Raw genomic sequence first — 22,701 nt, forward strand, 5'->3', positions numbered from 1 at the left:
GGATAGAGCGGTTCAAGCTTACGCCACCTTCGCGATCGCTTACGCGACCTTGGGATCCAGCTCGCCCTTGGCGTAGCGCTTGGCCATCTCGGCGGGGGTCAGGATCTTCTTGAACTTGGCGGCTTGCCCCGCGGTATTGAACTCCTGGAGCCGCTGCTTGCACAGCTTGGTCATGGCCTCCATCGCCGGCTTCAGATACTTGCGCGGATCGAACTCTTCCGGATTGTCCTTGAGCACTTTCCGAATCTGGCCCGTCATGGCCATCCGGTTGTCGGTGTCGATGTTGATCTTGCGCACGCCGTTCTTGATGCCGCGCTGGATCTCGGCAACAGGCACGCCCCAGGTCGGCTTCATCTTGCCGCCATAGGCGTTGATGATGTCCTGCAGGTCCTGCGGCACTGAGGAGGAGCCGTGCATGACGAGATGGGTGTTCGGCAGCTTGCGGTGGATCTCCTCGATCACGTTCATGGCGAGGATGTCGCCGTCAGGCTTGCGGGTGAATTTGTAGGCGCCGTGAGAAGTCCCCATGGCGATCGCGAGCGCGTCGACCTTGGTCTCCTGCACGAACTTCACGGCCTCGTCCGGATTGGTCAGCAGCTGGTCGTGGCTGAGCTTGCCTTCGGCGCCGTGGCCGTCTTCCTTGTCGCCCATGCCTGTTTCGAGCGAGCCGAGGACGCCGAGTTCGCCCTCGACCGAGATGCCGCCGAGATGGGCCATGTCGGTCACCGTCTTGGTGACGCCGACATTGTAATTCCAGTCGCCCGGGGTCTTGCCGTCGGCCTTCAGCGAGCCGTCCATCATCACCGAGGTGAAGCCGGCCTGGATCGCGGTCATGCAGGTCGCGGCCTCGTTGCCGTGATCGAGATGCACGCAGACCGGAATGTGCGGATAGATTTCGGTGACCGCGTCCATCATGTGCTTGAGCATGACGTCGTTGGCGTATGAGCGGGCGCCGCGCGAGGCCTGGATGATGACGGGCGCGTCGACCTGGTTGGCCGCGTCCATGATCGCCAGCGCCTGCTCCATGTTGTTGATGTTGAAGGCCGGTACGCCGTAATCGTTCTCAGCCGCATGGTCGAGCAATTGACGCAACGTGATCCGAGCCATCTGTCATTTCTCCCTTTGGGCCCTCAAGGCCGCTTGCTTCTCGTCGGCGAATTACTTCGTGCGCAGAACTTCGACGCCGGGCAGAGGCTTGCCCTCCATCCATTCAAGGAATGCGCCGCCGGCGGTCGAGACATAGGTGAACCGGCCGGCAACCTGGGCCTGGTTGAGGGCAGCCACAGTGTCGCCGCCGCCCGCGATCGAAACCAGCTTCTTGGCCTTGGTGCGCTCCGCGGCGTGCTTGGCCGCCGCGACCGTGCCGCGGTCGAACGGCTGCATTTCGAAGGCGCCGAGCGGCCCGTTCCAGACCAGCGTCGCAGCATCGTCGATGGCCGCGTGGATGCGCGCGATCGACTGCGGGCCGACGTCCAGGATCATGCCGTCGGCCGGGATCGCATCGAGGCCGTAGGCGTGCGAGGACGCATTCGCCGCGAAGTGATAGGCGACAGTGGCGTCGACCGGCAGGATGATGGCGCAGTTGGCGGCGTCCGCCTTCTCCATGATCCGCAGTGCGGTCGGCGCGAGGTCCTTCTCGGCCAGCGACTTGCCGACGCCGACGCCCTGGGCGTGCAGGAAGGTGTTGGCCATGCCGCCGCCGATCACGAGCGCGTCGACCTTGGTGACGAGGTTTTCCAGGAGATCGATCTTGGTCGAGACCTTGGCGCCGCCGATGATGGCGATGACGGGCTTGGTCGGCGAGCCCAGCGCCTTCTCGAGCGCATCGAGCTCGGCCTGCATGGTGCGGCCGGCATAGGCCGGCAGCTTGTGGCCGAGGCCTTCGGTCGAGGCATGGGCGCGGTGCGCGGCCGAGAACGCGTCGCTGACCCAGATGTCGCCGAGCTTTGCCAATTCTGCGACGAAGGCCGGATCGTTCTTCTCTTCTTCTTTATGGAAGCGGGTGTTTTCCAGGCAGAGGATCTCGCCGTCCTTCAGGGCTGCAACCGCCTTGGCGGCAGGCTCGCCGATGCAGTCGTCGGCGAACGCGACAGGCTTCTTCACGACCTGCGCCAGCGCCTGCGCGACCGGCAGAAGCGAATCCTTGGCGTCGCGGCCCTTGGGCCGGCCGAAATGCGCGAGCAGGATGACCTTGCCGCCCTTGTCCGAGATTTCGGTGATGGTCGGCGCGACGCGCTCGAGCCGGGTCGCGTCCGTGACGCGGCCGTTGTCCATCGGCACGTTGAGATCGACGCGCAGCAGCACGCGCTTGCCCTTCACGTCGACGTCGTCGAGGGTGCGGAATTTGTTGGTCATCTCTGACTCTCTTGTCCCGGGCGCATTGCGGCACGAAGCGCCGCTGTGCAGAACCGGGACCTGCGCTGGAGGAACATGGGTCCCGGATCTGCGAAGCAGCGTTTCACGCTGCGTCGCGTCCGGGACACGAGAGCGGAGTTAGATCACCTTCGACATCGCAACGGCGGTGTCCGCCATGCGGTTCGAAAAACCCCACTCGTTGTCGTACCAGGACATCACACGCACCAGCGTGCCGTTCTGCACCTTGGTCTGGTCCTCGTGAAAGGTCGAGGAGTGCGGATCGTGGTTGAAGTCGATCGAGACGTTCGGCGCGTTGGTGTAGCCGAGCACGCCCTTGAGCTGCTGCTCCGAGGCGCGCTTCATCGCCGCGTTGATTTCCTTGGCGTCGGTGGCGCGCTTGGCGACGATCTTGAGGTCGACGACCGAGACGTTCGGGGTCGGCACGCGGATCGCAACGCCGTCGAGCTTGCCCTTCAACTCGGGCAGCACGAGGCCGATGGCCTTGGCGGCGCCGGTCGAGGTCGGGATCATCGACATCGCAGCCGCACGGCCGCGGTAGAGATCCTTGTGCAGCGTGTCCAGGGTCGGCTGGTCGCCCGTGTAGGCGTGGATCGTGGTCATGAAGCCGGTCTCGATGCCGACGAGGTCGTTCAGCACCTTGGCGATCGGCGCGAGGCAGTTGGTGGTGCAGGAGCCGTTGGAGACGACCATGTGATCTTTGGTCAGCGTCTCGTGGTTGACGCCGTAGACGATGGTGGCGTCGGCGCCGTCAGCGGGCGCGGAGACCAGCACGCGCTTGGCGCCGGCGGTCAGATGCGCGGAGGCCTTGTCCTTCGAGGTGAAGATGCCGGTACACTCCAGCGCGATGTCGACGCCGAGATCCTTCCACGGCAGCTTCGAGGGATCGCGCTCGGCGCTCACCTTGATCTTGCCATTGCCGAGGCTGATCGAGTCACCCTCGACCGTCACCGTGCCGGGGAAGCGGCCATGGACGCTGTCGTAACGAAGGAGATGAGCGTTGGTCTCGACCGGGCCGAGGTCGTTGATGCCGACGACCTCGATGTCCTTGCGCCCCGACTCCGCGATCGCACGCAGGACGTTGCGGCCGATGCGGCCAAAACCGTTGATTGCCACGCGGACTGCCATGTTTCGTCTCCTTCAATGACCGTTGTCATCCCGCACAGCGCGCTTCTAACGCGCCGGCGAGGGTTTTTTAGGGGCGGACGCCCGGTTCGGCCGGGCGGTGCTTGATCATATGGAAGACTACGTAGTCCTTTTTTCGGGCAAGCTCAACTCTCAGGAACGCGCTTCACGACGGCGTTAACCGCAGCCTCGGCGGTAATGCCAAAGTGTTTGAAAAGGTCCTTTGCCGGCGCGCTGGCGCCAAAGGAATGCATGCCCACGAATTCGCCATCCTGGCCGATCACGGCGTCCCAGCCCCAGCGCACGGCCGCCTCGATCGCGACCTTCACCGGCGCATGGCCGATGATGGCGGCACGCTTGGCCTCTGGTTGCGCTAATAACAGCTCGAGCGAGGGCACCGAGACCACCCGCGACGCGATGCCACGCTCGGCGAGCTGCTTCTGGGCGGCCACCGCGATCTCGACCTCGGAGCCGGAGGCGAACAGCGTCGCCTTGGCTTCACCCTGGGCTGCAACCAGTTCGTAGGCGCCTGATTGGCAGGCGTTCTCGTTGGCGGTGGTGCGGAGCTGCGGCAGGTTCTGCCGCGTCAGCGCCAGCACGGTCGGACCATCGATCCGGTTCAGGGCAAGCTCCCAGCACTCGGCGACCTCGATGGCGTCGCAGGGGCGGAACACGCGCATGTTCGGAATCGCACGCAGCGCTGCGAGATGCTCGACCGGCTGATGGGTCGGACCGTCTTCGCCAAGGCCGATGGAATCGTGCGTCATGACGTAGACGACGCCGGCGCCCATCAGCGCGGCCAGCCGCATCGCAGGGCGCGCGTAGTCGGTGAAGACGAGGAAGGTCGCGCCGTTCGGCGCGAAGCCGCCGTGCAGGAAGATGCCGTTCATCGCAGCCGCCATGCCGTGCTCGCGGATGCCGTAATGGATGAAGCGGCCCTTCGGCGTCTTGGCGGAGAAGGCGGTCGCCGACTTCGCCTTGTTGTTGTTGGAGCCGGTGAGGTCGGCGGAGCCGGCGAGGAATTCCATCGGCATCGCGCCGGCGATCACCTCGATGACGGCTTCCGACGATTTGCGGGTGGCCGCAGTCATCGGTTTTTCCAAAAGCTCCTTCTTGTAGGTGCGGAATGCCCTGGCGAGCGAGGCCGGTCGCTCATGACGCAGGCGGCGCTCGAACTCGGCGCGCTTGCGGCTGCCGAGTTCGCCGAGCCGCCCTTCCCATTCCTGCCGAGCGGCTGCGCCGCGGCTGCCGGCTGCGCGCCAGGCCTTCAGCACGTCGTCGGGCACGGAGAACGGCTCGAGCGAGATGCCGAGATTTTCCTTGGCGGCCTTGAGCTCGTCGGCGCCGAGCGCTTCGCCATGCGCCTTCGCGGTGCCGGCCTTGTGCGGCGCGCCGAAACCGATGGTGGTGCGGCAGGCGATCAGCGTCGGCTTGTTGGACTTTTGCGCGCGGGTGATCGCAGCCGCGATGGCGGCCTGATCATGACCGTCGATCTTCTCGGCGGCCCAGCCGGCCGACTTGAAGCGCTTCACCTGGTCGACCGAGTCGGAGATCGAGGTCGGGCCGTCGATCGAGATGCCGTTATCGTCGTAGAGCACGATCAGCTTGCCGAGCTTCCAGTGGCCGGCCATCGCGATCGCTTCCTGCGACACGCCTTCCATCAGGTCGCCGTCGGAGGCGATCACATAGGTGTGGTGATCGACGATCTTCCTGCCGAACTCGGCGGCGAGCATCTTCTCGGCGAGCGCCATGCCGACCGCGGTCGAGATGCCCTGGCCGAGCGGGCCGGTGGTGGTCTCGATGCCCTTGGTGTGGAAATTCTCGGGATGCCCCGGTGTCAGCGAGCCGAGCTGGCGGAAGTTCTTGAGCTGGTCCAGCGTCATCGCTTCGTTGCCGGTCAAGTACAGCAGCGCGTAGAGCAGCATCGAGCCGTGGCCGGCCGACAGCACGAAACGGTCGCGGTCGGGCCAGTCGGTTGCAGCCGCATCGTATTTCAGGAATTGCGTGAACAGCACCGTGGCCATGTCGGCGGCGCCCATCGGCAGGCCGGGATGGCCCGACTTCGCCTTCTCGACGGCATCCATTGCGAGGCCGCGGATTGCGTTGGCCATGCGGTTGTGGTCGACCTGCGTCATGTCTGAAATCCGTCTGAAATGAAGCGCTTGGCGGCGGTTCGCCCGCGCGGAAAGGAGCCTTTCGGCCTCGGAAGGTCGGGGCTGGGATAGCATCTCGGTTCCGGCAGGCCAAGGCAATCAAACGCGCCACGACCCGAAAAGCTGCTTATCGGTGCATAGTTTCGCGGCGACGTTGCGCTTGGCTAGCTTGCCACGTAAATTTCTGCTTCTAACCGCTTGCCGAACCGAGTCTTTTGCCGGGCGGCAGGCCCCCGAGGTAAAGGTTGCGCAAAGCCCACAGGTTCCGCCGCTGACTGCATGAACGATCGCGTTTCCAAAAGCTCTGCCATGACGGAGTCCTCCGCCGTCGAGATCGAGATCGCGACCCGCAGACTCACGGCGGCACTCGACGCGCTCGAAAGCGCGGTCGAGCGGCGGCGCGACGCCGACCGCGATGAGAACGAGCTTGCGACGCGAATCCAGGCGCTGGGCGCAGACCGCTCGCGCTTAGCCGACGAGCTCGATGGTGCGCTGATGAAGGCGCGCAAGCTCGAGCGCACCAACCGCGAGATCTCCGACCGGCTGGACTCCGCGATCGTGACGATACGCTCGGTGCTCGATACCGGAGAGGACGGATGAGCCACATCAACGTCACCATCAACGCCCGGCAATACCGCATGGCCTGCGAGGAAGGCCAGGAGGTGCGGCTGTTGAAGCTCGCCGAAAGCCTGGAGACGCGGATCCAGTCGCTGCGTGGGAAATTCGGTGAGATCGGCGATGCGCGACTTACCGTGATGGCGGCGCTGACCGTCTGCGACGAGCTGGTCGACGCCGGCAATCGCATCCGCACCATGGAGCAGGAGCTGGTCGAGCTCCGCGATTTCCGCAACGCCGCCGTCGAGCGCGCCCGGATCACGCAGACCGCCGTGGTCAACGCGCTGAACGCAGCGGCGGAGCGTATCGAGAAGTCGACGCAGGTGTTGAACCGGACCGTCGGGAATGGAATTGCGATCGGGTGATGGTCTCCTCTCCCTCTCCGCTGGGCGAGGACCCCCAAGAGGAGAGAACCGCACCCGCGCCTGCGGCGCGACCTCTCCCGCAAGCGGGAGAAGTGAGTAACCACCGGTTGGGCTGGCGATTCGTCAGTATCGTTGTTACATTGTGCGAGCGAGGCTGCGACGTGCGTCAGGAGCCATATATCCCCGGGGCCTTATCGATCCTTTAGGGAACTGTCCCTGGCCGGGCCCGTGGGCCCGGACATATGGTGCCCACCTACTTTCGTAGGGAACTCCGGGATCGAGTGCTTCAACGGCGTCCGCGGCTTCGCACTTTTGTTTGCTTGGTTCGTGCCTGTCGAAACGAGTGCGGCCAATTCGGCAGGTGTCATTCCCCGCGAAAGCGGGGAATCCAGTACGCCGCGGCTCTTGTGTGAATCGCCACCGCCTCTGGAATGCTGGATCACCCGCCCCGGTGCGCAAGGGTGCACAAGCGGGTGATGACCGTGGGGACCCTGCACATGTCCAACTCCAAATCCGAACTCCGCGCCAAAGCCCTCGCCGCGCGCGACGCACTCAGCGAGAAGAAGCGCAGCACCGCCGCGGCAAAGCTCGCCAAGCGTGGGCTGCCGTTCAAGCTGCTGCCCGGCAGCGTCGTCTCCGGTTACTCGCCGATCCGCAGCGAGATCGATCCGATGCCGTTGATGAAGAAGCTCGCGGAGGAGGGCGCCAGGCTGGCGCTGCCCTGCGTGACCGCGCGCGGCCAGTCGCTGATCTTCCGCATCTTCCATCCAAATGATCGCCTCATGCTCGGCCCGCTCGGCATCCCGGAGCCGTCGCCTGCGGCGAGCGAAGTCATTCCCGACGTTATGTTGACGCCGCTTGCGGCCTTCGACCGTCTGGGCCACCGCATCGGCTATGGTGCGGGGCATTATGATTTCACCTTTGCGCACTTGCGCAAAGCCAAGAACATCCTCGGCATCGGGCTCGCTTTTGCAGCGCAGGAGATCAAGGCGGTTCCGGCACTATCGCACGACGTGGCGCTGGATTATGTGCTAACGGAATCCGACGTGTTCGATTTCCGGAGTTCTGAAGTTGCGCATTCTCTTCGTGGGTGATATCGTCGGCCGTAGCGGGCGCAACGCCATCGCCGAATTTCTGCCCGGCATGGTCAAGGACTGGTCCCTCGATTTCGTCGTCGTCAACGGCGAGAATTCGGCCGGCGGCTTCGGCATCACGGAAGCCATCTATCAGGAGTTTCTCGACGCCGGCGCCGATGCGGTGACGCTTGGCAATCACTCCTGGGACCAGCGCGAGGCGCTCGTCTTCATCGAGCGCGCCGAGCGCCTGGTGCGTCCCGCGAACTATCCGCGCGGCACGCCCGGCCGCGGCGCCGCTCTGGTCGAGACCAAGAACGGCAAGCATGCCCTCGTCGTCAACGCGTTGGGGCGCGTCTTCATGACCCCGTTCGACGATCCCTTCGCAGCGCTCGAGCGCGAGTTGGGTGCCTGTCCGCTCGGCGTCGCGGCCGACGCTATCGTCGTCGACTTCCATTGCGAGGCGAGTAGCGAGAAGCAGGGCGTCGGCTTCTTCTGCGATGGCCGCGCCAGCCTGGTCGTCGGCACCCACACCCATGTGCCGACCGCCGATCACCAGATCCTGTCGGGCGGCACTGCCTACATGACCGACGCCGGCATGACCGGCGATTACGACTCCATCATCGGCATGCAGAAGGAGGAGCCGCTGCGGCGATTCACGTCCGGGATTCCGTCGGGGCGCTTCGAGCCGGCCGCGGGCGTTGCGACGCTGAGTGGCGTGGCGGTCGAGACCGATGACGCAACGGGCCTCGCGCTGCGGATTGCACCGGTGCGCGCAGGCGGAAGGCTGGAGCCGGCGACGCCGAAGTTCTGGTTGAGTTGAGGGCGAGTACTGCACAGTTCGTGTGGTCCCGGCCCAGTTGCGCAATTGCGCACGGGGGCGGGACCCATAGCCCCGGGGCCTCGACTCGGGGCCGACCATTGGCTCCGCGCGGCATTCCCATCCCGCGTTCGATCTTTAAGGATGATTCGCGCCCGGCGTGTTGGCCTGAGCGTGCACTACAGCTTGTAGGCCGTGCGAAATCCGCCCCAGTGCCGGCCCTGCACGCGGATCGGGACGTCGATTTCCCGCATCATCACCATGTTGCCGTTGCCCATGTCGCGCGCATAGCTCTGGATCAGGTACGAGCGCTGGTTGTGCGCCGCCGCCAGCCCCGCCGGATCGTTGAAGATGCGGCGGTTGCGGCAATTGGCCGTGTTCCAGGCGGCATCGCCCGGTCGCTGCGGATGCGAATAGATCTTGTTGTGGACCGGCAGGAAGCCGTTGCGGTCGACCATGGCGCAGAACGCCATGCGGGGCTCCTTGGCCAGAAAGGCTTCCTGGAATGGCGGCAGCGCGCGATCGGCCCAATCAAGATATCTCGTACGGTACTGCTGCGGATTGGTGCCTGATATCGCGGCGTAGTCGGTGTCGAAGAGGTCGTCCATCCTGACCTCGCCGCGCGCGACTGCCTGTTCGAATATCCGCGTCAGCGCGTTGCCGGCCTCCATCGCGCGGGTGACGAACTCCGTATTCTCCTCGTGGATCGACCAGAGCTTGTCTTCGATCCTTTCGCGCAGCGCGGCATTGGCGTTGACGAATTGCGTGCGCGCGCCGGCCTTGGACTGCTCGACCACGCGGAGGCGGCAGGCGCCGACGTCTTCGAGAATGCCGTCGAGGATCGCCTGCGGCGCGAGCCGGCTTGCGTCCGCGCCGCCGATCAGCACGCCGTCCATCGCGATCTCGTAGACCGGCAGCACGCCGCGCCCGCTCTCGAATTTGAGCTGGCAGGGCAGCCGCTCGGTCTTGCGACGGTCGTCGTGCTCGTTCTGCTTGAGCAGCACGGCGCATCGCGATTTCAGCTTCTGCGCGAATGTCGTCACCGCCTTGCCGGCGCTGGCGACGTTCTCGCCATGGGTCTCGGCCGCCTTGGTCGCGGCGTCGATCTCGGCCGCGCTCTCGCCGACCGAGATGATGAATTGCGATGCGCTGCTCGCGCTGCCGGAGACCTCGCTGGTGGTGGCATTCTGCTCGGCCACCGCGCCATTGACGGTGTCGAACACGGGACGGATCGCCTCGATGGCCTGCGAGATGCGGTGCACGGCGTCGGCGGAGCCTGCGGCGTCTCGCTGCAGCGCGTCGATCTTCTTGGAAATCTCCTCCGTCGCTCCTTGCGTCTGCACCGCAAGCGCCTTCACTTCGGTCGCGACGACCGCAAAGCCCTTGCCGGCGGCCCCGGCGCGCGCGGCTTCGATGGTCGAGTTGAGCGCGAGCAGCGTGGTCTGCCGCGCGATCTGGGCGATCAGATTGACGACGTTGCCGATCGCGGCGGAGGATTCGCGCAGGCGATCGACATTTTCGCGCGCTTCCTGGGCGGCGGCGCTGGCCTGGTCGGCGAGCTTGCCGGCCTCGCGGACCTGCGCGCCGATGCCTTGCGCGGATTGGGTGAACTTGTCGGCGGCCCGAGCAAAGCCCGAGGCATTCGATTGTGCGGCGTTGGTCCGGCCGGTCAGAGCATCGGTGCGCCGGCGGATATCGGCGAGCGTCGCCGCGGTCGCTTCGGCACCACCTGCGACCGAATTGGCGGCGCGCTCGAGTTGGCGGATCATGGCGCCGAGCTCGAGTTCCAGCAGTTCCAGGATTTCGCGGGCCGTATCGACCTCGGCGGCCGGGGCGGGCTCGGCTGCCGGCTGGGCGGCCGGCGAAGCGACCGCGGGCGCGGCCATGTCGGGCAGACGCTTCCGAAATAATGCGAACGCCATCGGCTCTACTCTTGTCGGGGAACGGGCGGACGCTATTTTCCCAGACCAGAGTGAAATCAGGGTTAACGGTGCCTGTTTCTTGGGCATCGTGCACTACGTCGATACCTTAAGGCATGAGAGGCCCTTTCATTCCGGTGGGTTGGCGGCCTATAAGGCCCGCGCTTCCCCACGCTCACCTTTGGCGCACGATTCCCTAGAGAAGATCACGCATGGCCGGACATTCCCAATTCAAGAACATCATGCACCGCAAGGGGCGGCAGGATGCGCAGAAGTCAAAACTGTTCGGCAAGCTGGCGCGCGAAATCACCGTCGCGGCCAAGCTGGGCACGCCCGACCCCAACATGAACCCGCGCCTGCGTGCGGCCATCATCGCGGCGCGTCAGGAAAACATGCCGAAGGACAATATCGAGCGCGCGGTCAAGAAGGCGCTTGGCAACGAAGGCGAGAACTATGACGAGATCCGCTACGAGGGCTATGGCCCCGGCGGCGTCGCGGTCATCGTCGAGGCGCTGACCGACAATCGCAACCGGGCCGCATCCGACATCCGTTCGTTCTTCACGAAGTCCGGCGGCAATCTCGGCGAAACCGGCTCGGTCTCCTTCATGTTCGATCGCACCGGCATCATCGAATATGACCGCAGCGTCGCTGACGACGATTCGGTGCTGGATGCCGCGATCGAGGCCGGCGCCGACGACGTGGTCTCGAGCGAGAGCGGTCACGAAATCTACGCCTCGACCGAAGGTTATCGCGACGTCGCCAAGGCACTGGAAGCCAAGTTCGGCGAGCCGCGCAAGGCCGCGTTGATCTGGAAACCGCAGAACACGGTCGCCGTCGACGATGAGACCGGCGAGAAGCTGTTGAAGCTGATGGACCTGCTCAACGAGCATGACGACGTCCAGAACGTCTACGCCAATTTCGAGGTGTCGGACGCGCTGGTCGCGAAGATGGGCGGCTAGGAACGCGAAACTCCTTTCCCCTGTTTACTTCTATTCTGTTTGTGTTTCGCTATCATGGGCCAACCGCTATCACTGGCCCATGACCGCGCTCCCGATTCGCCAACCCGTTCGCATCATCGGCATCGACCCCGGCCTGCGCCGCACCGGCTGGGGCGTGATCGAGGCTGAGGGCAACCGCCTCATCTACGTCGCCTGCGGTTCAGTGGAACCGCCGCACGATTTGCCGCTGTCGAGCCGGCTGCTGTCGATCCATGAGGGGCTTGCGGCCGTTCTCTCCAGTCACCAGCCGACGGAAGCCGCGGTCGAGCAGACCTTCGTCAATAAGGACGGCGTCGCGACGCTGAAACTTGGCCAGGCTCGCGGCGTCGCCATGCTCGCGCCCGCGATGTTCGGCATCGCTGTCGCCGAATACGCGCCGAACCAGGTGAAGAAGACCGTGGTCGGCGCCGGCCATGCCGACAAGCAACAGATCGCAATGATGCTGAAGATCTTGCTGCCCAAGGCCGAGCCGCCGTCGGCGGACGCCGCGGATGCGCTCGCCATCGCCATCACGCACGCCCATCACCGCCAGAGCACGGCGCTTCGGCTGAAGGTCGCGGGACTATGATCGGCAAGCTCAAGGGCCTGATCGATTCCTACGGCGAGGACTACGTTCTCCTCGACGTCGGCGGCGTCGGCTATCAGGTGCATTGCTCGGCACGCACGCTGCAGCATCTGCCCTCACCGGGCGAAGCGGCTGTATTGTCGATCGAGACCTATGTCCGCGAGGATCAGATAAAACTGTTCGGCTTCCGCACGGATCACGAGCGCGAATGGTTTCGCCTGCTCCAGACCGTGCAGGGCGTCGGCGCCAAGGTCGCGCTCGCCGTGCTCGGCACGCTGGCGCCGGCCGATCTCGCCAATGCGATTGCCCTGCGTGACAAGGCGGCTGTCGCGCGAACGCCCGGCGTCGGGCCCAAGGTGGCCGAGCGTATCGTCACCGAGTTGAAGGACAAGGCGCCGGCCTTCGCCAATGTCGATCCGGCGGTCGTGCATCTCGCCGGCGCAGTCGACGAGCAGCGCGCGCCACGACCGGTGACGGACGCGATCTCCGCGCTGGTCAATCTCGGCTACGGCCAGCCGCAGGCCGCTGCGGCCATTGCATCCGCGTCGCGCAGCGCGGGTGAGAATGCCGAGACGGCGCAGCTCATCCGCCTCGGCCTGAAGGAGCTCGCGAAGTGAGCGATCCCAAGCCCAACCGCATGGTCTCGCCCGAGCGCCGCAGCGACGATGTCGGCGACACTGCACTGCGTCCGCAGTCCTTGTCCGACTTCGTCGGCCAACAACAGGCGCGCCAAAATCTCTCGATCTTCATCGAGGCGGCGCGCAAGCGCGGCGAGGCGCTGGATCATGTGCTGTTCGTCGGCCCGCCCGGTCTCGGCAAGACCACACTGGCGCAGATCGTCGCCAAGGAACTGGGGGTCGGCTTTCGCGCCACGTCGGGTCCCGTCATCGCCAAGGCCGGCGATCTCGCCGCGCTCTTGACCAATCTCGAAGAGCGCGACGTGCTCTTCATCGACGAGATCCATCGCCTCAGTCCGGCGGTGGAGGAGGTGCTCTATCCGGCGATGGAGGACTTTCAGCTCGACCTCATCATCGGCGAGGGGCCGGCGGCTCGCTCGGTCAAGATCGAGCTGTCGAAATTCACCCTCGTCGGCGCCACCACGCGCGCCGGCCTGCTTACCAATCCCCTGCGCGACCGCTTCGGCATTCCCGTCCGCCTCAACTTCTATACGATCGAGGAGCTGGAGAGCATCGTCAGCCGTGGTGCGCGCGTGCTCAAGGTGGGTATGAGCGCGGATGGCGCCAACGAAATCGCGCGCCGCGCCCGCGGCACGCCGCGCATCGCCGGCCGCCTGCTCCGCCGCGTTCGCGATTTTGCCTCCGCGGCCGATGCCGACAAGATCGACCGCAAGATCGCCGACCACGCGCTGAGTGCGCTCGAAGTCGACGCCGCCGGCCTCGATGCCATGGACCGCCGCTATCTCACGACGATCGCGATGAACTATGGCGGCGGCCCAGTGGGCGTCGAGACGATGGCGGCGGCATTGTCAGAGCCGCGCGATGCGATCGAGGATATCATCGAGCCGTATCTCATTCAGTGCGGCTATCTGCAGCGTACCCCGCGCGGCCGCCTGCTCACCTCGCACGCCTTCCGCCATCTCGGCATCGCCGAACCGTCGCGGGATGCGGCGGCGCAGTTCGGCCTGTTCGGCTCGGACGAAACCGACGAGTGATCTGCGCGCTCGCGCAGTGCTCCTGACGTCGTGAAATTTCTGTAATCTCTGTGCAGATGATTTGCACAAGCGCACCCCAATTCCGCTCCATTCGAGCTGCATCACGGAAGCGCATCACGAGCAAGCTTCCATGATTTCTCGACGTCATCTCATCCGTTCTGTCGGCGGCCTCTCAGCGCTCGGCTTCTCGACGGCCGCCTACGGCGTCGGCGTTGAGCCGGAGCTGCGGCCACGGATCACCCGCTATCGCCTGGCTCCGCGGCAATGGCCCGCCGATTTTCCGCTCAGGATCGCCGTGATCGCCGATATCCATGCCTGCGAGCCCTGGATGTCGCTCGAGCGGATCGAGGCCATCGTCGATCAGGCCAACGCGCTCAAGCCCGATCTCGTCGTTCTGCTCGGCGACTATGTCGCCGGCCACCATTATGTCACGCGGCTCATTGCGGCCGATGAATGGGCCAGGGTGCTGACCGGCCTCAAGGCGCCACTCGGCATTCATGCCGTCCTGGGCAATCACGATTATTGGGACGACAAGGTCGTCCAGCGCGCCGGGCAGGGCGTGCCGGTTGCCCGACGCGCGCTGCAGGCTGCCGGCATTCCCGTCTATGAAAACGACGCCGTGCGCCTCACCAAGGACGGCCGCTCGTTCTGGCTCGCCGGTCTCGGCGATCAGCTCGCCTACGCGCCCGCCCAACGCTACGGTCGCGCGCGGAGCTTTGGCGTCGACGATCTCACGGCGACGCTGGCGAGGATCACCGACGATGCGCCCGTGATCCTGCTCGCGCACGAGCCCAACATCGCCTGGCGCGTGCCCGCGCGCGTCGCGCTGCAGCTGTCCGGCCACACCCATGGCGGCCAGGTCCGCCTGTTCGGCTGGTCGCCCGCGCTTCCGCCGGAATATGCCGCGCAACTCGTTTACGGCCACTTTCGGCTGAAATGCGACGTCGTCGTTTCCGGCGGTCTCGGTTGCAGCATCGTGCCGGTCCGCGTCGGCGTGCCGCCCGAGATCGTCGAGGTGACCTTGGGACGGGCGCCGGCCGCAATTGTGTCCTAGCCGCGCTTGCGCGGCCGGGCGTTTTTGCGCACAACGGGCCGGTAGCTACAAGCGAAGAGGCTCGCGACGTGACAGCCCATCTCGACGGCGAGATCCGCGACGGCCGCCACCACATGCAGGTCCGCGTCTATTACGAGGACACGGATTTCTCAGGCATCGTGTATCACGCCAATTACCTGCGCTACATGGAGCGTGGGCGCACCAATCATCTCAGGTTGATGGGCGCCGAGCAGCAGGCGCTGTTCGAGCAGGTCGAAACCGAAGGCGCAGGCTTCGCTTTCGTCGTGCGCTCGATGCATCTCGATTTCCTCAAGCCCGCGCGGATGGACGATGTGCTCGATGTCGTGACCTGGCCGGTTGCGGTGAAGGGGGCGTCGATCATGCTGGCGCAGGAGGTGCGGCGCGGTGAGGAGCTGCTGGTCAAGGCTGAGGTGCGCGTCGCTTTCATCAGCGGCGGCCGGGCGCAGGCGATCCCGAAATCGATCCGCAGGCTGATGAAGGCCGATCTGATTTCGTGATCGCCCGATAGGGGATGCCCTATCGACTCCGTCGCAAGCAGGAATAGATTGCGGTCCCGATCAACCGATGAGGCCACAATGTCGCGCCCACCGCTTCCGCCCTTCACCCGAGACACCGCTGCGCAAAAGGCGCGGATGGCCGAAGATGCCTGGAATTCACGCGATCCGGTGCGGGTCTCGCTCGCCTATACCGAGGACAGCCGCTGGCGCAATCGCTCGGAAGTGTTTCAGGGCCGCGAGGCCATCGTCGCCTTCCTTACCCGAAAATGGGAGAAGGAGCAGGACTATCGCCTGATCAAGGATCTCTGGGCCTTCGACCAAAACCGCATCGCGGTGCGCTTCCAGTATGAATGGCACGACGCCAGTGGCCAGTGGTATCGCTCCTACGGCAACGAGCAGTGGGAGTTCGACGAGCACGGCCTGATGCGGCGGCGCGAGGCCTCGATCAACGACATCGCGATTTCCGAGACGGACCGCCGCTTTCACTGGGCAGCGCCGGGGCCGCGGCCGGCTGATGTGCCGGGGCTGGGGACGGATCCGTTCTGAATTGCGCCTCTCCCTCTCCCGCAAGCGGGGGCGAGGTGAAATCAGCGCCTCGCCAAAAACCTCGTAATCGCGCCGCCGAGCTTCGCGCTGTCCATCGGCTCTGCCAGCGACGCCCTTGCCTTGGCAACAACATCATCCGGCGCCTTGCCCTCGCGCAGTTCGCAGCATACTTCCGCGAACGCCACATCGAACTCCGGATGCGGCTGCACCGTCAGCGTCGCGCCATTGGCGTAGAGCAGGCCGGCATGCGGGGTGAATTCCGACGAGAGGATAGTCAGCGCACCGGCGGGCGCTTCGATCACCTGGTCCTGATGCGAGCAGGCAATGGCAACCGCTTCGCCATCGACGACGCCGTTCTCCGGTAGCACGCGATAGACGTGCCGGCCGATGCCCCAGCCCTTGTCCGATTTGCGTACGGTCCCGCCGAGTGCCTGCGCGATCAGCTGGTGACCGAAGCAGACGCCGACCATCGGCGTTCTGTTGGCGTAGGCGCTGCGTACGAAATCTTCCAGCGGTGCGATCCAGTCGAGGCCGTCATAGACGCCGGCGGCGGCACCGGTGATCAGCACGGCCTCGAGCTTGCCCGGATCGGGCAGCGCATCGCCGTTCGGGATGCTGACGATGTCGACCGCGGCTGATGGATCCTCGGCGCGAACCATGCGCTCGAACATGTCCGGGAATGTGCCGTGTCGCTCACGATATTTTGGCGGGACCTGCCCGGTCTCGATGATGGTGATGCGTGCCATGTGTCCTCAGGTAGGAGATCGGCTTTCTCTCTGCAAGCGTTCGATCATCCCGACGCGGGTCGGGCGTCGAACTCCGCGAGCGACTTGCGCATCGTCTCGACCAGATCGAGCGCCACCGGCGAGGGGCTGCGCTGCGCGGGAAACACGGCTGAAAACTCGAAGTCGATGCGCGGCAGGAAGCGGCGCACGACGACGCCGCGCGTGGAGAACTCCTGCGCGGTGAAGGGATCGCAGATCGCGACGCCAAGACCTGACGACACCAGGCCGCACATGATCTCGGACAGCGCCGTCTCCACGCGCAGCACGCGGCGGACGTCGTGACGATGGAAGACCTGGTCGACGAGGTGCCGGCTCGACGAGCCTGATGACAGCGAGATGAAGGTCTCGCCCTCGAAGTCCCGCGGCTCCAGCACTTGCTTCTCGGCGAGGCGATGTCCTGTGGGCAGCACCGCGACACGTGCGGGTGCGGGAAGCTTCTGGCTCGGCAAGCCGGAATGCGCGATCGGCACCTCGGCAAAGCCGACATCGCACTGATTGTTCAGCACCCAGTCGACCACGATCGGCGAGATCACGCCGAAGAAGGCGAGGTTGAGATTCGGCCGTTCCTTTAGGAAATGACCTGTCAGCCGCGGCAGATAGCCGTTCGACAGCGCCGGCAGGGCCGCGATCCGCAGCGAGCCGGTGCGACGGCTGCGGATTTCCTCCGCTGCTGCGCTGATGCGTTCGAGGCCGACGAAGGACCGCTCGACCTCGGTATAAAGCGCCATCGCCGCAGCGGTCGGCACCAGACCCGTGCCGCGCCGCTCGAACAGCTCCATTTTCAACAGCGCCTGGAGGTCGCGCAGCAACCGGCTCACCGCTGGTTGTGTCACCGTCATCAGCGCCGCCGCCTCGGTCACGCTGCCGGTCAGCATCGTCGCCCGAAACGCTTCCACCTGCCGCGAATTGATCCGCGCCATCCCAAAAATCCATTCATAACATTCAGGCATGCAAAGGTTGCCATTATTCATTGGACGATGGAAGTCGTGGTTTGCGATCTTTTTCATCAGGACTGGAGACGGCCCGCTTTTTCGGCAGCTTGGAGGCGTTCCAACCTCCAGATCGCGCCCCAACCCGCAACGCAGGAGCCCTGCTGCGGGAGGGCGCAGAAGGAAACACGGCCACGCGCTTCAGCCAGGGATTTTTCGGCACGTCACCTCATTCCGGTATTGGAGATCGGTCCCCATGAAGACTTCCAGCCTTCTGACCGCGGTCAGCCTCGCAGCGCTCATCGTCTTCCCGTCGGCCGTCTCCGCCCAACAAAAGACGCTCTATGTCGCCGGCTATGGTGGCTCATTCGAGAAGACCATCCGCGATGAGGTGATCCCGACCTTCGAGAAGGAGAACAACGTCAAGGTCGAGTACGTCGCCGGCAACTCCACCGACACGCTGGCCAAGCTTCAGGCGCAGAAGGGTAACCAGCAGATCGACGTGGCCATCGTCGACGATGGTCCGATGTATCAGGCAATCCAGCTCGGCTTCTGCGGCAAGCTCGAGGGCCTGCCGGCCGCCGATCTCTACGACACCGCGCGCTTCAAGGATGATCGTGCGGTCGCGGTCGGCATCGTCGCGACCGGGCTGATGTACAACACCAAGGTGTTCGCCGAGAAAGGCTGGGCGCCGCCGACGTCGTGGAATGACCTCAAGGACACGAAATACGCCAAACAGCTCGTGATCCCGCCGATCAACAACACCTATGGTCTCGAAGCGCTGGTGATGCTGTCGAAGATGAACGGTGGCGGCGAGAGCAACGTCGAGTCCGGCTTCAAGATCTTCAAGGAACAAATCAACCCCAATGTGCTCGCCTATGAGCCGTCGCCGGGCAAGATGACCGAACTGTTCCAGTCCGGCCAGGCGGTCATCGCGGTGTGGGGCACCGGCCGCGTGCAGAGTTTTGCCAATACCGGTTTCCCCGTCGACTTCGTCTACCCGAAGGAAGGTGCTGCGACGCTGCTGACGACGGCGTGCCCGATCGCCAAGCCGAGCGCCTCGCCGTTGGCGTCGAGCTTCGTGAAAATGCTGCTCGATCCCAAAATCCAGCTGGTGATGCTCAAGGATTACGGCTACGGCCCGGTGCTGAAATCGCTGAAGGTGCCACCGGAGCTCGGCAAGATGGCGCCGATCGGCGAGCGGGCGGCAAAGCTCTATAATCCGGACTGGACTGTCATCAACGAGAAGCGCGAGGAATGGACCAAGCGCTGGAATCGCGAGGTCGAGCGCTGATCTGATCGTCCGAAGCGGAGACAGCTCATGGTCTATCTCGAGCTCGACCGGGTCGCAAAACAGTTCGGTGCGATGACTGTGGTCGATGACTTCAGTCTGACCGTGGGCAAGGGGGAGTTCATCTCCTTCCTTGGCCCCTCCGGCTGCGGCAAGACCACGACGCTACAGATGATCGCTGGCTTTCTCGATCCCACGCGCGGCGCGATCCGCCTGGAAGACAAGGATCTCGCCGCCATCCCTCCGGCCAGGCGCGGGCTCGGCATCGTGTTCCAGAGCTACGCGCTGTTTCCGCACATGACGGCGGCGGAGAACGTCGCCTTCGGCCTCGAGATGCGCAACGTGCCGCGCGCCGAAAAGGCCGAGCGCGTTCGCGCCGCGCTGGCCATGGTCGGACTTGCCGGCTACGAGGATCGTCATCCCCGCCGCATGTCCGGCGGCCAGCAGCAGCGCGTGGCGCTGGCGCGTGCGCTGGTGATCAAGCCGAGCGTGCTGCTGCTCGACGAGCCGCTGTCGAACCTCGACGCAAAACTGCGCGAGGAGATGCAGATCGAGCTGCGCCAGATCCAGCGCACCATCGGCACCACGACGATCCTCGTCACCCATGATCAGAACGAGGCGATGTCGCTGTCCGACCGCATCGTGGTGATGAGCCAGGGCAAGATAGCGCAGATCGGCACGCCGCAGGAGACCTATGAGAGGCCTGCTTCGGCCTTCGTGTCGCAATTCCTCGGCAAGACCAACGATTTTGCTGCGACGATCGATCGGACGGCGACGCCAGCAAAGGTGGTCGCGGGCTCCTGGAGCGCGCCGGCGCCGGTTGGGCTCAACGGGCCTGTCACCGTCAGCATTCGCCCTGAAAGGATTGGCTTTGGCGATGCCGGCCTCAGCGCAAAAATCATCACGCGCATCTTCCAGGGCAATCATTGGCTGTTCCAGTGCGACGGCGAATGCGGTCCCGCGATCGTGATCCGCCAGAATGACGGCAAGCCGCAGCCGAACGAGGGGGAGGCGGTCCGTCTCGTCTGGCGTCCGGAGGACATGAGCGTGCGTGCGAGAAGCCTCGCATGAGCGCGTCCGCCCAGGAGCGAAATGCGCGAGCGCCTTGGGCGTTGACTGCGCCTGCTCTGATGCTGTTCGTCGGCGTGTTACTGATCCCGCTGGCCATGACCGTCATCTTGTCATTCCACGATTGGGGCCAGTACAAAGGTATCGAACCCGTCTTCATCCTCAAGAACTGGAAAGAGATAGCGACCGACCCCTACTACGCCGAGATGTTCTGGCGGACGTTTCGGGTCGCGGTCCTGACTACGCTCCTGACCGCATTGCTCGGCGCGCCCGAGGCCTACATCCTCAACCGCATGAGCGGCCGCTGGAAGAGCTTTTTCCTGCTCGTGATTCTCGGACCCCTGCTGATCTCCGTGGTGGCACGCACGCTCGGCTGGGCGCTGCTGTTCGGCGGCAACAACGGCCTCGTCAACAAGCTCCTGATGTCGCTCGGCGCAATCCGCTCCCCCATTCCCTTCATGTTCACCGAAACCGGTATGGTCGTCGCGCTCGCGCATGTCATGATGCCGTTCATGGTGCTCTCGGTGTGGGCCGCGCTGCAGCGGCTCGACCCGCAGATCGAGAATGCGGCGATGTCGCTCGGCGCCGGCCCCGTCACGATCATCCGCCGCATCATCATGCCGCAGATCATGCCGGGCGTGCTGTCGGGCGCGATCATCGTGTTCTCGCTTTCGGCCAGCGCCTTCGCGACACCTGCGATCATCGGCGGCCGCCGCCTCAAGGTCGCGGCGACGCTCGCCTATGACGAATTCCTCAATACGTTGAACTGGCCTCTGGGCGCAGCGGTCGCGACACTCCTGCTGGTCGCGCTGGTGTTGATCGTGGTCGGTAGCAATGCGCTGATCGAGCGCCGCTATGCGGAGGTGTTCCGATGAGACGGAACGGCCCGCTGGCGCTGATCTTCCACACCGTCTTCGTCATCGTGATGGTGGCGCCGATTCTGGTGGTCTGCCTCGTCGCCTTCACCCCCGAAGGCTTCCTGTCGCTGCCGACCAGCGGCTTCTCGCTGCGCTGGTTCAGGGCGATTGCGGACTATCCGGAATTCATCCATGCCTTCTGGATCAGTCTCGGCCTCGGCGCGCTGTCGTCTTTCGTGGCCCTGTCGTTCGCGGTACCTGCGGCGCTCGCAATCGCGCGCTATCGTTTTCGCGGACGTGACGCGCTTGCGGCGCTGTTTCTATCACCGCTGATGATTCCGCATGTCGTGCTCGGCATCGCGTTCCTGCGCTTCTTCACGTCGGCTGGATTGGGTGGCAGCTTCGCTGCGCTGATCATCGCGCATGTCATCATCGTGTTTCCGTTCGCGCTGCGGCTGACGCTGGCGGCCGCGACCGGTATGGACCGCACCGTCGAGATGGCCGCGGTCTCGCTTGGCGCCGGTGGCTGGACGCTGTTCCGGCGGGTCACGCTGCCGCTGATCCTGCCCGGCGTGATCAGCGGCTGGGCGCTCGCCTTCATCCAGTCGTTCGACGATCTCACCATGACCGTCTTTCTTGCGGCGCCCGGCACCGAGACATTGCCCGTGCGCATGTTCCTTTATATTCAGGACAACATCGATCCGCTGGTGACGTCGGTCTCGGCTTGCGTGATCGCTGTGACCATGACCGCCCTGATTCTGCTCGACCGCTTCTACGGGCTCGACCGCGTGCTCGCCGGCAAGGGCGACACGGGACGATAGGAGAACCTATGCGAACTGAATACGACGTCGCCGTGGTCGGGGGCGGATTGCTCGGCTCCGCTATTGCGTGGGGCCTCGGCCGGCTCGGCAAGAGCGTGGCCGTGCTCGACGAGGGCGACGTCGCCAAGCGCGCCTCACGCGCGAATTTTGCGCTGGTCTGGGTGCAGAGCAAGGGCCTCGGCATGCCGGCCTACACGGTCTGGACCGTTCAGGCTTCGCAAGCTTGGGGTCGGCTTGCGTCGGAGCTGAAGCAGCAGACGGGACTCGATGTCTCGCTCCAGCAGAATGGCGGTTTTCATCTCACGCTCGGCGATGACGAATTCGGCCAGCGCACCGAGCTCGTCAAGCGCATGCACAACCAGACGGGCGCGGCCGACTACAAGATGGAGATGCTGTCGGCCTCCGAGGTGAAGAAGTCGCTGCCGCTGATCGGCCCCGAAGTTTCCGGCGGCAGCTATTGTCCGCTCGATGGCCACGTCAATTCGCTGCGCACGTTCCGCGCCTTCCATACCGGGTTCAGGGAATTCGGCCTTGACTATTTCCCGGAGCAGCCGGTTTCGGCGATCAGCAAGAGCGGCGGCGAATTCCGCCTGACCACCCCGAAGGGCGAGCTGCGCGCTGCCAAGGTCGTGCTCGCCGCCGGCAATGCCAACCAGACGCTGGCGCCGATGGTCGGCCTCTCGGCGCCGATGGGGCCGACCCGCGGCCAGGTCGTGGTGACCGAACGCACCATGCCGTTCCTGCCGCATCCGCTGACCACGATCCGCCAGACCGATGAAGGCACGGTGATGATCGGCGACAGCAAGGAGGACGAGCTGGATGATCGCACGTTGAAGCCGTCGATCAGTGGCGTGATGGCCGATCGCGCCCAGCGCATGTTCCCGCATCTGTCGCGGCTCAACGTGGTCAGGAGCTGGGCCGGCATCCGCGTCATGCCCCAGGATGGTTTTCCGATCTACGACCAGTCGGAGACGCATCCCGGGGCCTTCGTCGCCTGCTGCCATTCCGGCGTGACGCTGGCCTCCAACCACGCCTTCGAGGTCGCGCGCATGGTTGCGCAAGGCGCGCTCGAACCGGAGCTGGTCGGCGCATTTTCGGCAAGCCGCTTCGGTGGCGCGGGCGCGCTGAACAACAGCGGCTACTAGAACTATTGA

At 64.9% G+C, this 22,701-nt stretch carries 23 protein-coding genes and 1 other RNA gene; 17 read left to right on the top strand and 7 right to left on the bottom strand.

The features are described from left to right. Positions 1–39 precede the first annotated feature (39 nt). From fba to tkt, 4 genes are all read right to left on the bottom strand, one after another. Positions 40–1,107 carry a class II fructose-bisphosphate aldolase gene (fba, locus tag ACVW16_RS22270; protein WP_092227131.1) on the bottom strand — a complete coding sequence of 356 codons (1,068 nt, stop codon included), beginning with the start codon at positions 1,105–1,107 and terminating at the stop codon, positions 40–42. A 51-nt stretch (positions 1,108–1,158) separates the two neighbouring features. Then, positions 1,159–2,355 carry a phosphoglycerate kinase gene (locus tag ACVW16_RS22275; RefSeq protein ID WP_456802426.1) on the bottom strand — a complete coding sequence of 399 codons (1,197 nt, stop codon included), beginning with the start codon at positions 2,353–2,355 and terminating at the stop codon, positions 1,159–1,161. A 138-nt stretch (positions 2,356–2,493) separates the two neighbouring features. Continuing rightward, the gene (gene gap / locus ACVW16_RS22280; RefSeq protein ID WP_456701268.1) at positions 2,494–3,501 is read right to left on the bottom strand and encodes a type I glyceraldehyde-3-phosphate dehydrogenase; all 1,008 of its coding nucleotides are present in this window, start codon (positions 3,499–3,501) and stop codon (positions 2,494–2,496) included. A 143-nt stretch (positions 3,502–3,644) separates the two neighbouring features. Continuing rightward, on the bottom strand, positions 3,645–5,633 hold the full coding sequence (gene tkt / locus ACVW16_RS22285; protein ID WP_456736267.1) for a transketolase: 1,989 nt from the start codon (positions 5,631–5,633) through the stop codon (positions 3,645–3,647). Between the two features lie 327 nt (positions 5,634–5,960). Here tkt and ACVW16_RS22290 point away from each other — a divergent pair, with 327 nt between their 5' ends. The 5 genes from ACVW16_RS22290 to ACVW16_RS22310 all read left to right on the top strand — a co-directional run bounded on the left by ACVW16_RS22290 (position 5,961) and on the right by ACVW16_RS22310 (position 8,527). Continuing rightward, positions 5,961–6,251 carry a DUF4164 domain-containing protein gene (locus ACVW16_RS22290; RefSeq protein WP_092227135.1) on the top strand — a complete coding sequence of 97 codons (291 nt, stop codon included), beginning with the start codon at positions 5,961–5,963 and terminating at the stop codon, positions 6,249–6,251. Continuing rightward, positions 6,248–6,631 (top strand): cell division protein ZapA, encoded by a 384-nt coding sequence (locus tag ACVW16_RS22295; RefSeq protein WP_456701270.1) that lies wholly within the window; start codon positions 6,248–6,250, stop codon positions 6,629–6,631. Before ACVW16_RS22290 ends, ACVW16_RS22295 begins: the two co-directional genes overlap by 4 nt. Positions 6,632–6,779: 148 nt before the next feature. Continuing rightward, positions 6,780–6,940, top strand: a non-coding RNA gene (gene ssrS, locus ACVW16_RS22300) — 6S RNA. 188 nt (positions 6,941–7,128) lie between these two features. Then, a complete protein-coding gene (locus ACVW16_RS22305) occupies positions 7,129–7,725 on the top strand; it encodes a 5-formyltetrahydrofolate cyclo-ligase (RefSeq protein WP_456701271.1) in 597 nt (198 codons plus the stop codon). After that, positions 7,703–8,527, top strand: coding sequence for a TIGR00282 family metallophosphoesterase (locus ACVW16_RS22310; protein ID WP_456736266.1), 825 nt, complete (start codon positions 7,703–7,705; stop codon positions 8,525–8,527). Before ACVW16_RS22305 ends, ACVW16_RS22310 begins: the two co-directional genes overlap by 23 nt. 176 nt (positions 8,528–8,703) lie before the next feature. Here the strand turns inward: ACVW16_RS22310 and ACVW16_RS22315 are convergent, their stop codons facing one another. Beyond that, positions 8,704–10,446 (bottom strand): methyl-accepting chemotaxis protein, encoded by a 1,743-nt coding sequence (locus ACVW16_RS22315; RefSeq protein WP_456736265.1) that lies wholly within the window; start codon positions 10,444–10,446, stop codon positions 8,704–8,706. Positions 10,447–10,655: 209 nt separating this feature from the next. Between ACVW16_RS22315 and ACVW16_RS22320 the strand changes: the two genes are divergently transcribed. The 7 genes from ACVW16_RS22320 (at position 10,656) to ACVW16_RS22350 (ending at position 15,796) form a co-directional block, all read left to right on the top strand. Beyond that, entirely contained in the window at positions 10,656–11,402 is a 747-nt protein-coding gene (locus ACVW16_RS22320; RefSeq protein WP_456701274.1) for a YebC/PmpR family DNA-binding transcriptional regulator, read from the top strand. Positions 11,403–11,481: 79 nt separating this feature from the next. Beyond that, entirely contained in the window at positions 11,482–12,009 is a 528-nt protein-coding gene (gene ruvC / locus ACVW16_RS22325) for a crossover junction endodeoxyribonuclease RuvC (RefSeq protein ID WP_456701275.1), read from the top strand. Next, complete coding sequence (gene ruvA / locus ACVW16_RS22330) at positions 12,006–12,623, top strand: Holliday junction branch migration protein RuvA (protein ID WP_456701276.1); 618 nt, start codon at positions 12,006–12,008, stop codon at positions 12,621–12,623. The genes ruvC and ruvA overlap by 4 nt, the downstream gene beginning before the upstream one ends. A 20-nt stretch (positions 12,624–12,643) precedes the next feature. Further along, positions 12,644–13,678: a Holliday junction branch migration DNA helicase RuvB gene (ruvB, locus tag ACVW16_RS22335; protein WP_456738234.1), complete on the top strand. Its 1,035-nt coding sequence runs from the start codon at positions 12,644–12,646 to the stop codon at positions 13,676–13,678. A 130-nt stretch (positions 13,679–13,808) separates the two neighbouring features. Continuing rightward, the gene (locus tag ACVW16_RS22340; protein ID WP_456739023.1) at positions 13,809–14,732 is read left to right on the top strand and encodes a metallophosphoesterase; all 924 of its coding nucleotides are present in this window, start codon (positions 13,809–13,811) and stop codon (positions 14,730–14,732) included. Positions 14,733–14,800: 68 nt separating this feature from the next. Beyond that, a complete protein-coding gene (gene ybgC / locus ACVW16_RS22345; RefSeq protein WP_456736263.1) occupies positions 14,801–15,250 on the top strand; it encodes a tol-pal system-associated acyl-CoA thioesterase in 450 nt (149 codons plus the stop codon). A 78-nt stretch (positions 15,251–15,328) separates the two neighbouring features. Then, entirely contained in the window at positions 15,329–15,796 is a 468-nt protein-coding gene (locus ACVW16_RS22350; RefSeq protein ID WP_456736262.1) for a nuclear transport factor 2 family protein, read from the top strand. A 41-nt stretch (positions 15,797–15,837) separates the two neighbouring features. Here ACVW16_RS22350 and ACVW16_RS22355 read toward each other — a convergent pair whose 3' ends face one another. Both ACVW16_RS22355 and ACVW16_RS22360 read right to left on the bottom strand, forming a co-directional pair. Beyond that, a complete protein-coding gene (locus ACVW16_RS22355; RefSeq protein WP_456736261.1) occupies positions 15,838–16,542 on the bottom strand; it encodes a type 1 glutamine amidotransferase in 705 nt (234 codons plus the stop codon). A 44-nt stretch (positions 16,543–16,586) separates the two neighbouring features. Then, the gene (locus tag ACVW16_RS22360) at positions 16,587–17,501 is read right to left on the bottom strand and encodes a LysR substrate-binding domain-containing protein (protein WP_456701281.1); all 915 of its coding nucleotides are present in this window, start codon (positions 17,499–17,501) and stop codon (positions 16,587–16,589) included. A 265-nt stretch (positions 17,502–17,766) separates the two neighbouring features. On the opposite strand from ACVW16_RS22360, the gene ACVW16_RS22365 reads away from it, so the two are divergent. The 5 genes from ACVW16_RS22365 to ACVW16_RS22385 are packed head-to-tail and all read left to right on the top strand — an operon-like array spanning position 17,767 to position 22,692. Then, positions 17,767–18,804, top strand: coding sequence for an ABC transporter substrate-binding protein (locus tag ACVW16_RS22365; RefSeq protein ID WP_456736260.1), 1,038 nt, complete (start codon positions 17,767–17,769; stop codon positions 18,802–18,804). 27 nt (positions 18,805–18,831) lie between these two features. Next, positions 18,832–19,872: an ABC transporter ATP-binding protein gene (locus tag ACVW16_RS22370; protein WP_456736259.1), complete on the top strand. Its 1,041-nt coding sequence runs from the start codon at positions 18,832–18,834 to the stop codon at positions 19,870–19,872. After that, entirely contained in the window at positions 19,869–20,744 is an 876-nt protein-coding gene (locus tag ACVW16_RS22375) for an ABC transporter permease (RefSeq protein ID WP_456701284.1), read from the top strand. The genes ACVW16_RS22370 and ACVW16_RS22375 overlap by 4 nt, the downstream gene beginning before the upstream one ends. Further along, entirely contained in the window at positions 20,741–21,547 is an 807-nt protein-coding gene (locus ACVW16_RS22380) for an ABC transporter permease (RefSeq protein ID WP_456736258.1), read from the top strand. The genes ACVW16_RS22375 and ACVW16_RS22380 overlap by 4 nt, the downstream gene beginning before the upstream one ends. 8 nt (positions 21,548–21,555) lie before the next feature. Beyond that, positions 21,556–22,692: an NAD(P)/FAD-dependent oxidoreductase gene (locus ACVW16_RS22385; protein ID WP_456701286.1), complete on the top strand. Its 1,137-nt coding sequence runs from the start codon at positions 21,556–21,558 to the stop codon at positions 22,690–22,692. Positions 22,693–22,701 lie beyond the last annotated feature (9 nt).

Source organism: Bradyrhizobium sp. USDA 4474, from assembly GCF_054057515.1.

Excerpts from the sequence above, each read along its gene's own strand:
- fba (WP_092227131.1), bottom strand. The coding sequence starts at position 1,107 with ATGGCTCGGATCACGTTGCGTCAATTGCTCGACCATGCGGCTGAGAAC.
- ACVW16_RS22275 (WP_456802426.1), bottom strand. The coding sequence starts at position 2,355 with ATGACCAACAAATTCCGCACCCTCGACGACGTCGACGTGAAGGGCAAG.
- gap (WP_456701268.1), bottom strand. The coding sequence starts at position 3,501 with ATGGCAGTCCGCGTGGCAATCAACGGTTTTGGCCGCATCGGCCGCAAC.
- tkt (WP_456736267.1), bottom strand. The coding sequence starts at position 5,633 with ATGACGCAGGTCGACCACAACCGCATGGCCAACGCAATCCGCGGCCTC.
- ACVW16_RS22290 (WP_092227135.1), top strand. The coding sequence starts at position 5,961 with ATGACGGAGTCCTCCGCCGTCGAGATCGAGATCGCGACCCGCAGACTC.
- ACVW16_RS22295 (WP_456701270.1), top strand. The coding sequence starts at position 6,248 with ATGAGCCACATCAACGTCACCATCAACGCCCGGCAATACCGCATGGCC.
- ACVW16_RS22305 (WP_456701271.1), top strand. The coding sequence starts at position 7,129 with ATGTCCAACTCCAAATCCGAACTCCGCGCCAAAGCCCTCGCCGCGCGC.
- ACVW16_RS22315 (WP_456736265.1), bottom strand. The coding sequence starts at position 10,446 with ATGGCGTTCGCATTATTTCGGAAGCGTCTGCCCGACATGGCCGCGCCC.
- ACVW16_RS22320 (WP_456701274.1), top strand. The coding sequence starts at position 10,656 with ATGGCCGGACATTCCCAATTCAAGAACATCATGCACCGCAAGGGGCGG.
- ruvC (WP_456701275.1), top strand. The coding sequence starts at position 11,482 with ATGACCGCGCTCCCGATTCGCCAACCCGTTCGCATCATCGGCATCGAC.
- ruvA (WP_456701276.1), top strand. The coding sequence starts at position 12,006 with ATGATCGGCAAGCTCAAGGGCCTGATCGATTCCTACGGCGAGGACTAC.
- ruvB (WP_456738234.1), top strand. The coding sequence starts at position 12,644 with ATGGTCTCGCCCGAGCGCCGCAGCGACGATGTCGGCGACACTGCACTG.
- ACVW16_RS22340 (WP_456739023.1), top strand. The coding sequence starts at position 13,809 with ATGATTTCTCGACGTCATCTCATCCGTTCTGTCGGCGGCCTCTCAGCG.
- ACVW16_RS22350 (WP_456736262.1), top strand. The coding sequence starts at position 15,329 with ATGTCGCGCCCACCGCTTCCGCCCTTCACCCGAGACACCGCTGCGCAA.
- ACVW16_RS22355 (WP_456736261.1), bottom strand. The coding sequence starts at position 16,542 with ATGGCACGCATCACCATCATCGAGACCGGGCAGGTCCCGCCAAAATAT.
- ACVW16_RS22360 (WP_456701281.1), bottom strand. The coding sequence starts at position 17,501 with ATGGCGCGGATCAATTCGCGGCAGGTGGAAGCGTTTCGGGCGACGATG.
- ACVW16_RS22365 (WP_456736260.1), top strand. The coding sequence starts at position 17,767 with ATGAAGACTTCCAGCCTTCTGACCGCGGTCAGCCTCGCAGCGCTCATC.
- ACVW16_RS22370 (WP_456736259.1), top strand. The coding sequence starts at position 18,832 with ATGGTCTATCTCGAGCTCGACCGGGTCGCAAAACAGTTCGGTGCGATG.
- ACVW16_RS22375 (WP_456701284.1), top strand. The coding sequence starts at position 19,869 with ATGAGCGCGTCCGCCCAGGAGCGAAATGCGCGAGCGCCTTGGGCGTTG.
- ACVW16_RS22380 (WP_456736258.1), top strand. The coding sequence starts at position 20,741 with ATGAGACGGAACGGCCCGCTGGCGCTGATCTTCCACACCGTCTTCGTC.
- ACVW16_RS22385 (WP_456701286.1), top strand. The coding sequence starts at position 21,556 with ATGCGAACTGAATACGACGTCGCCGTGGTCGGGGGCGGATTGCTCGGC.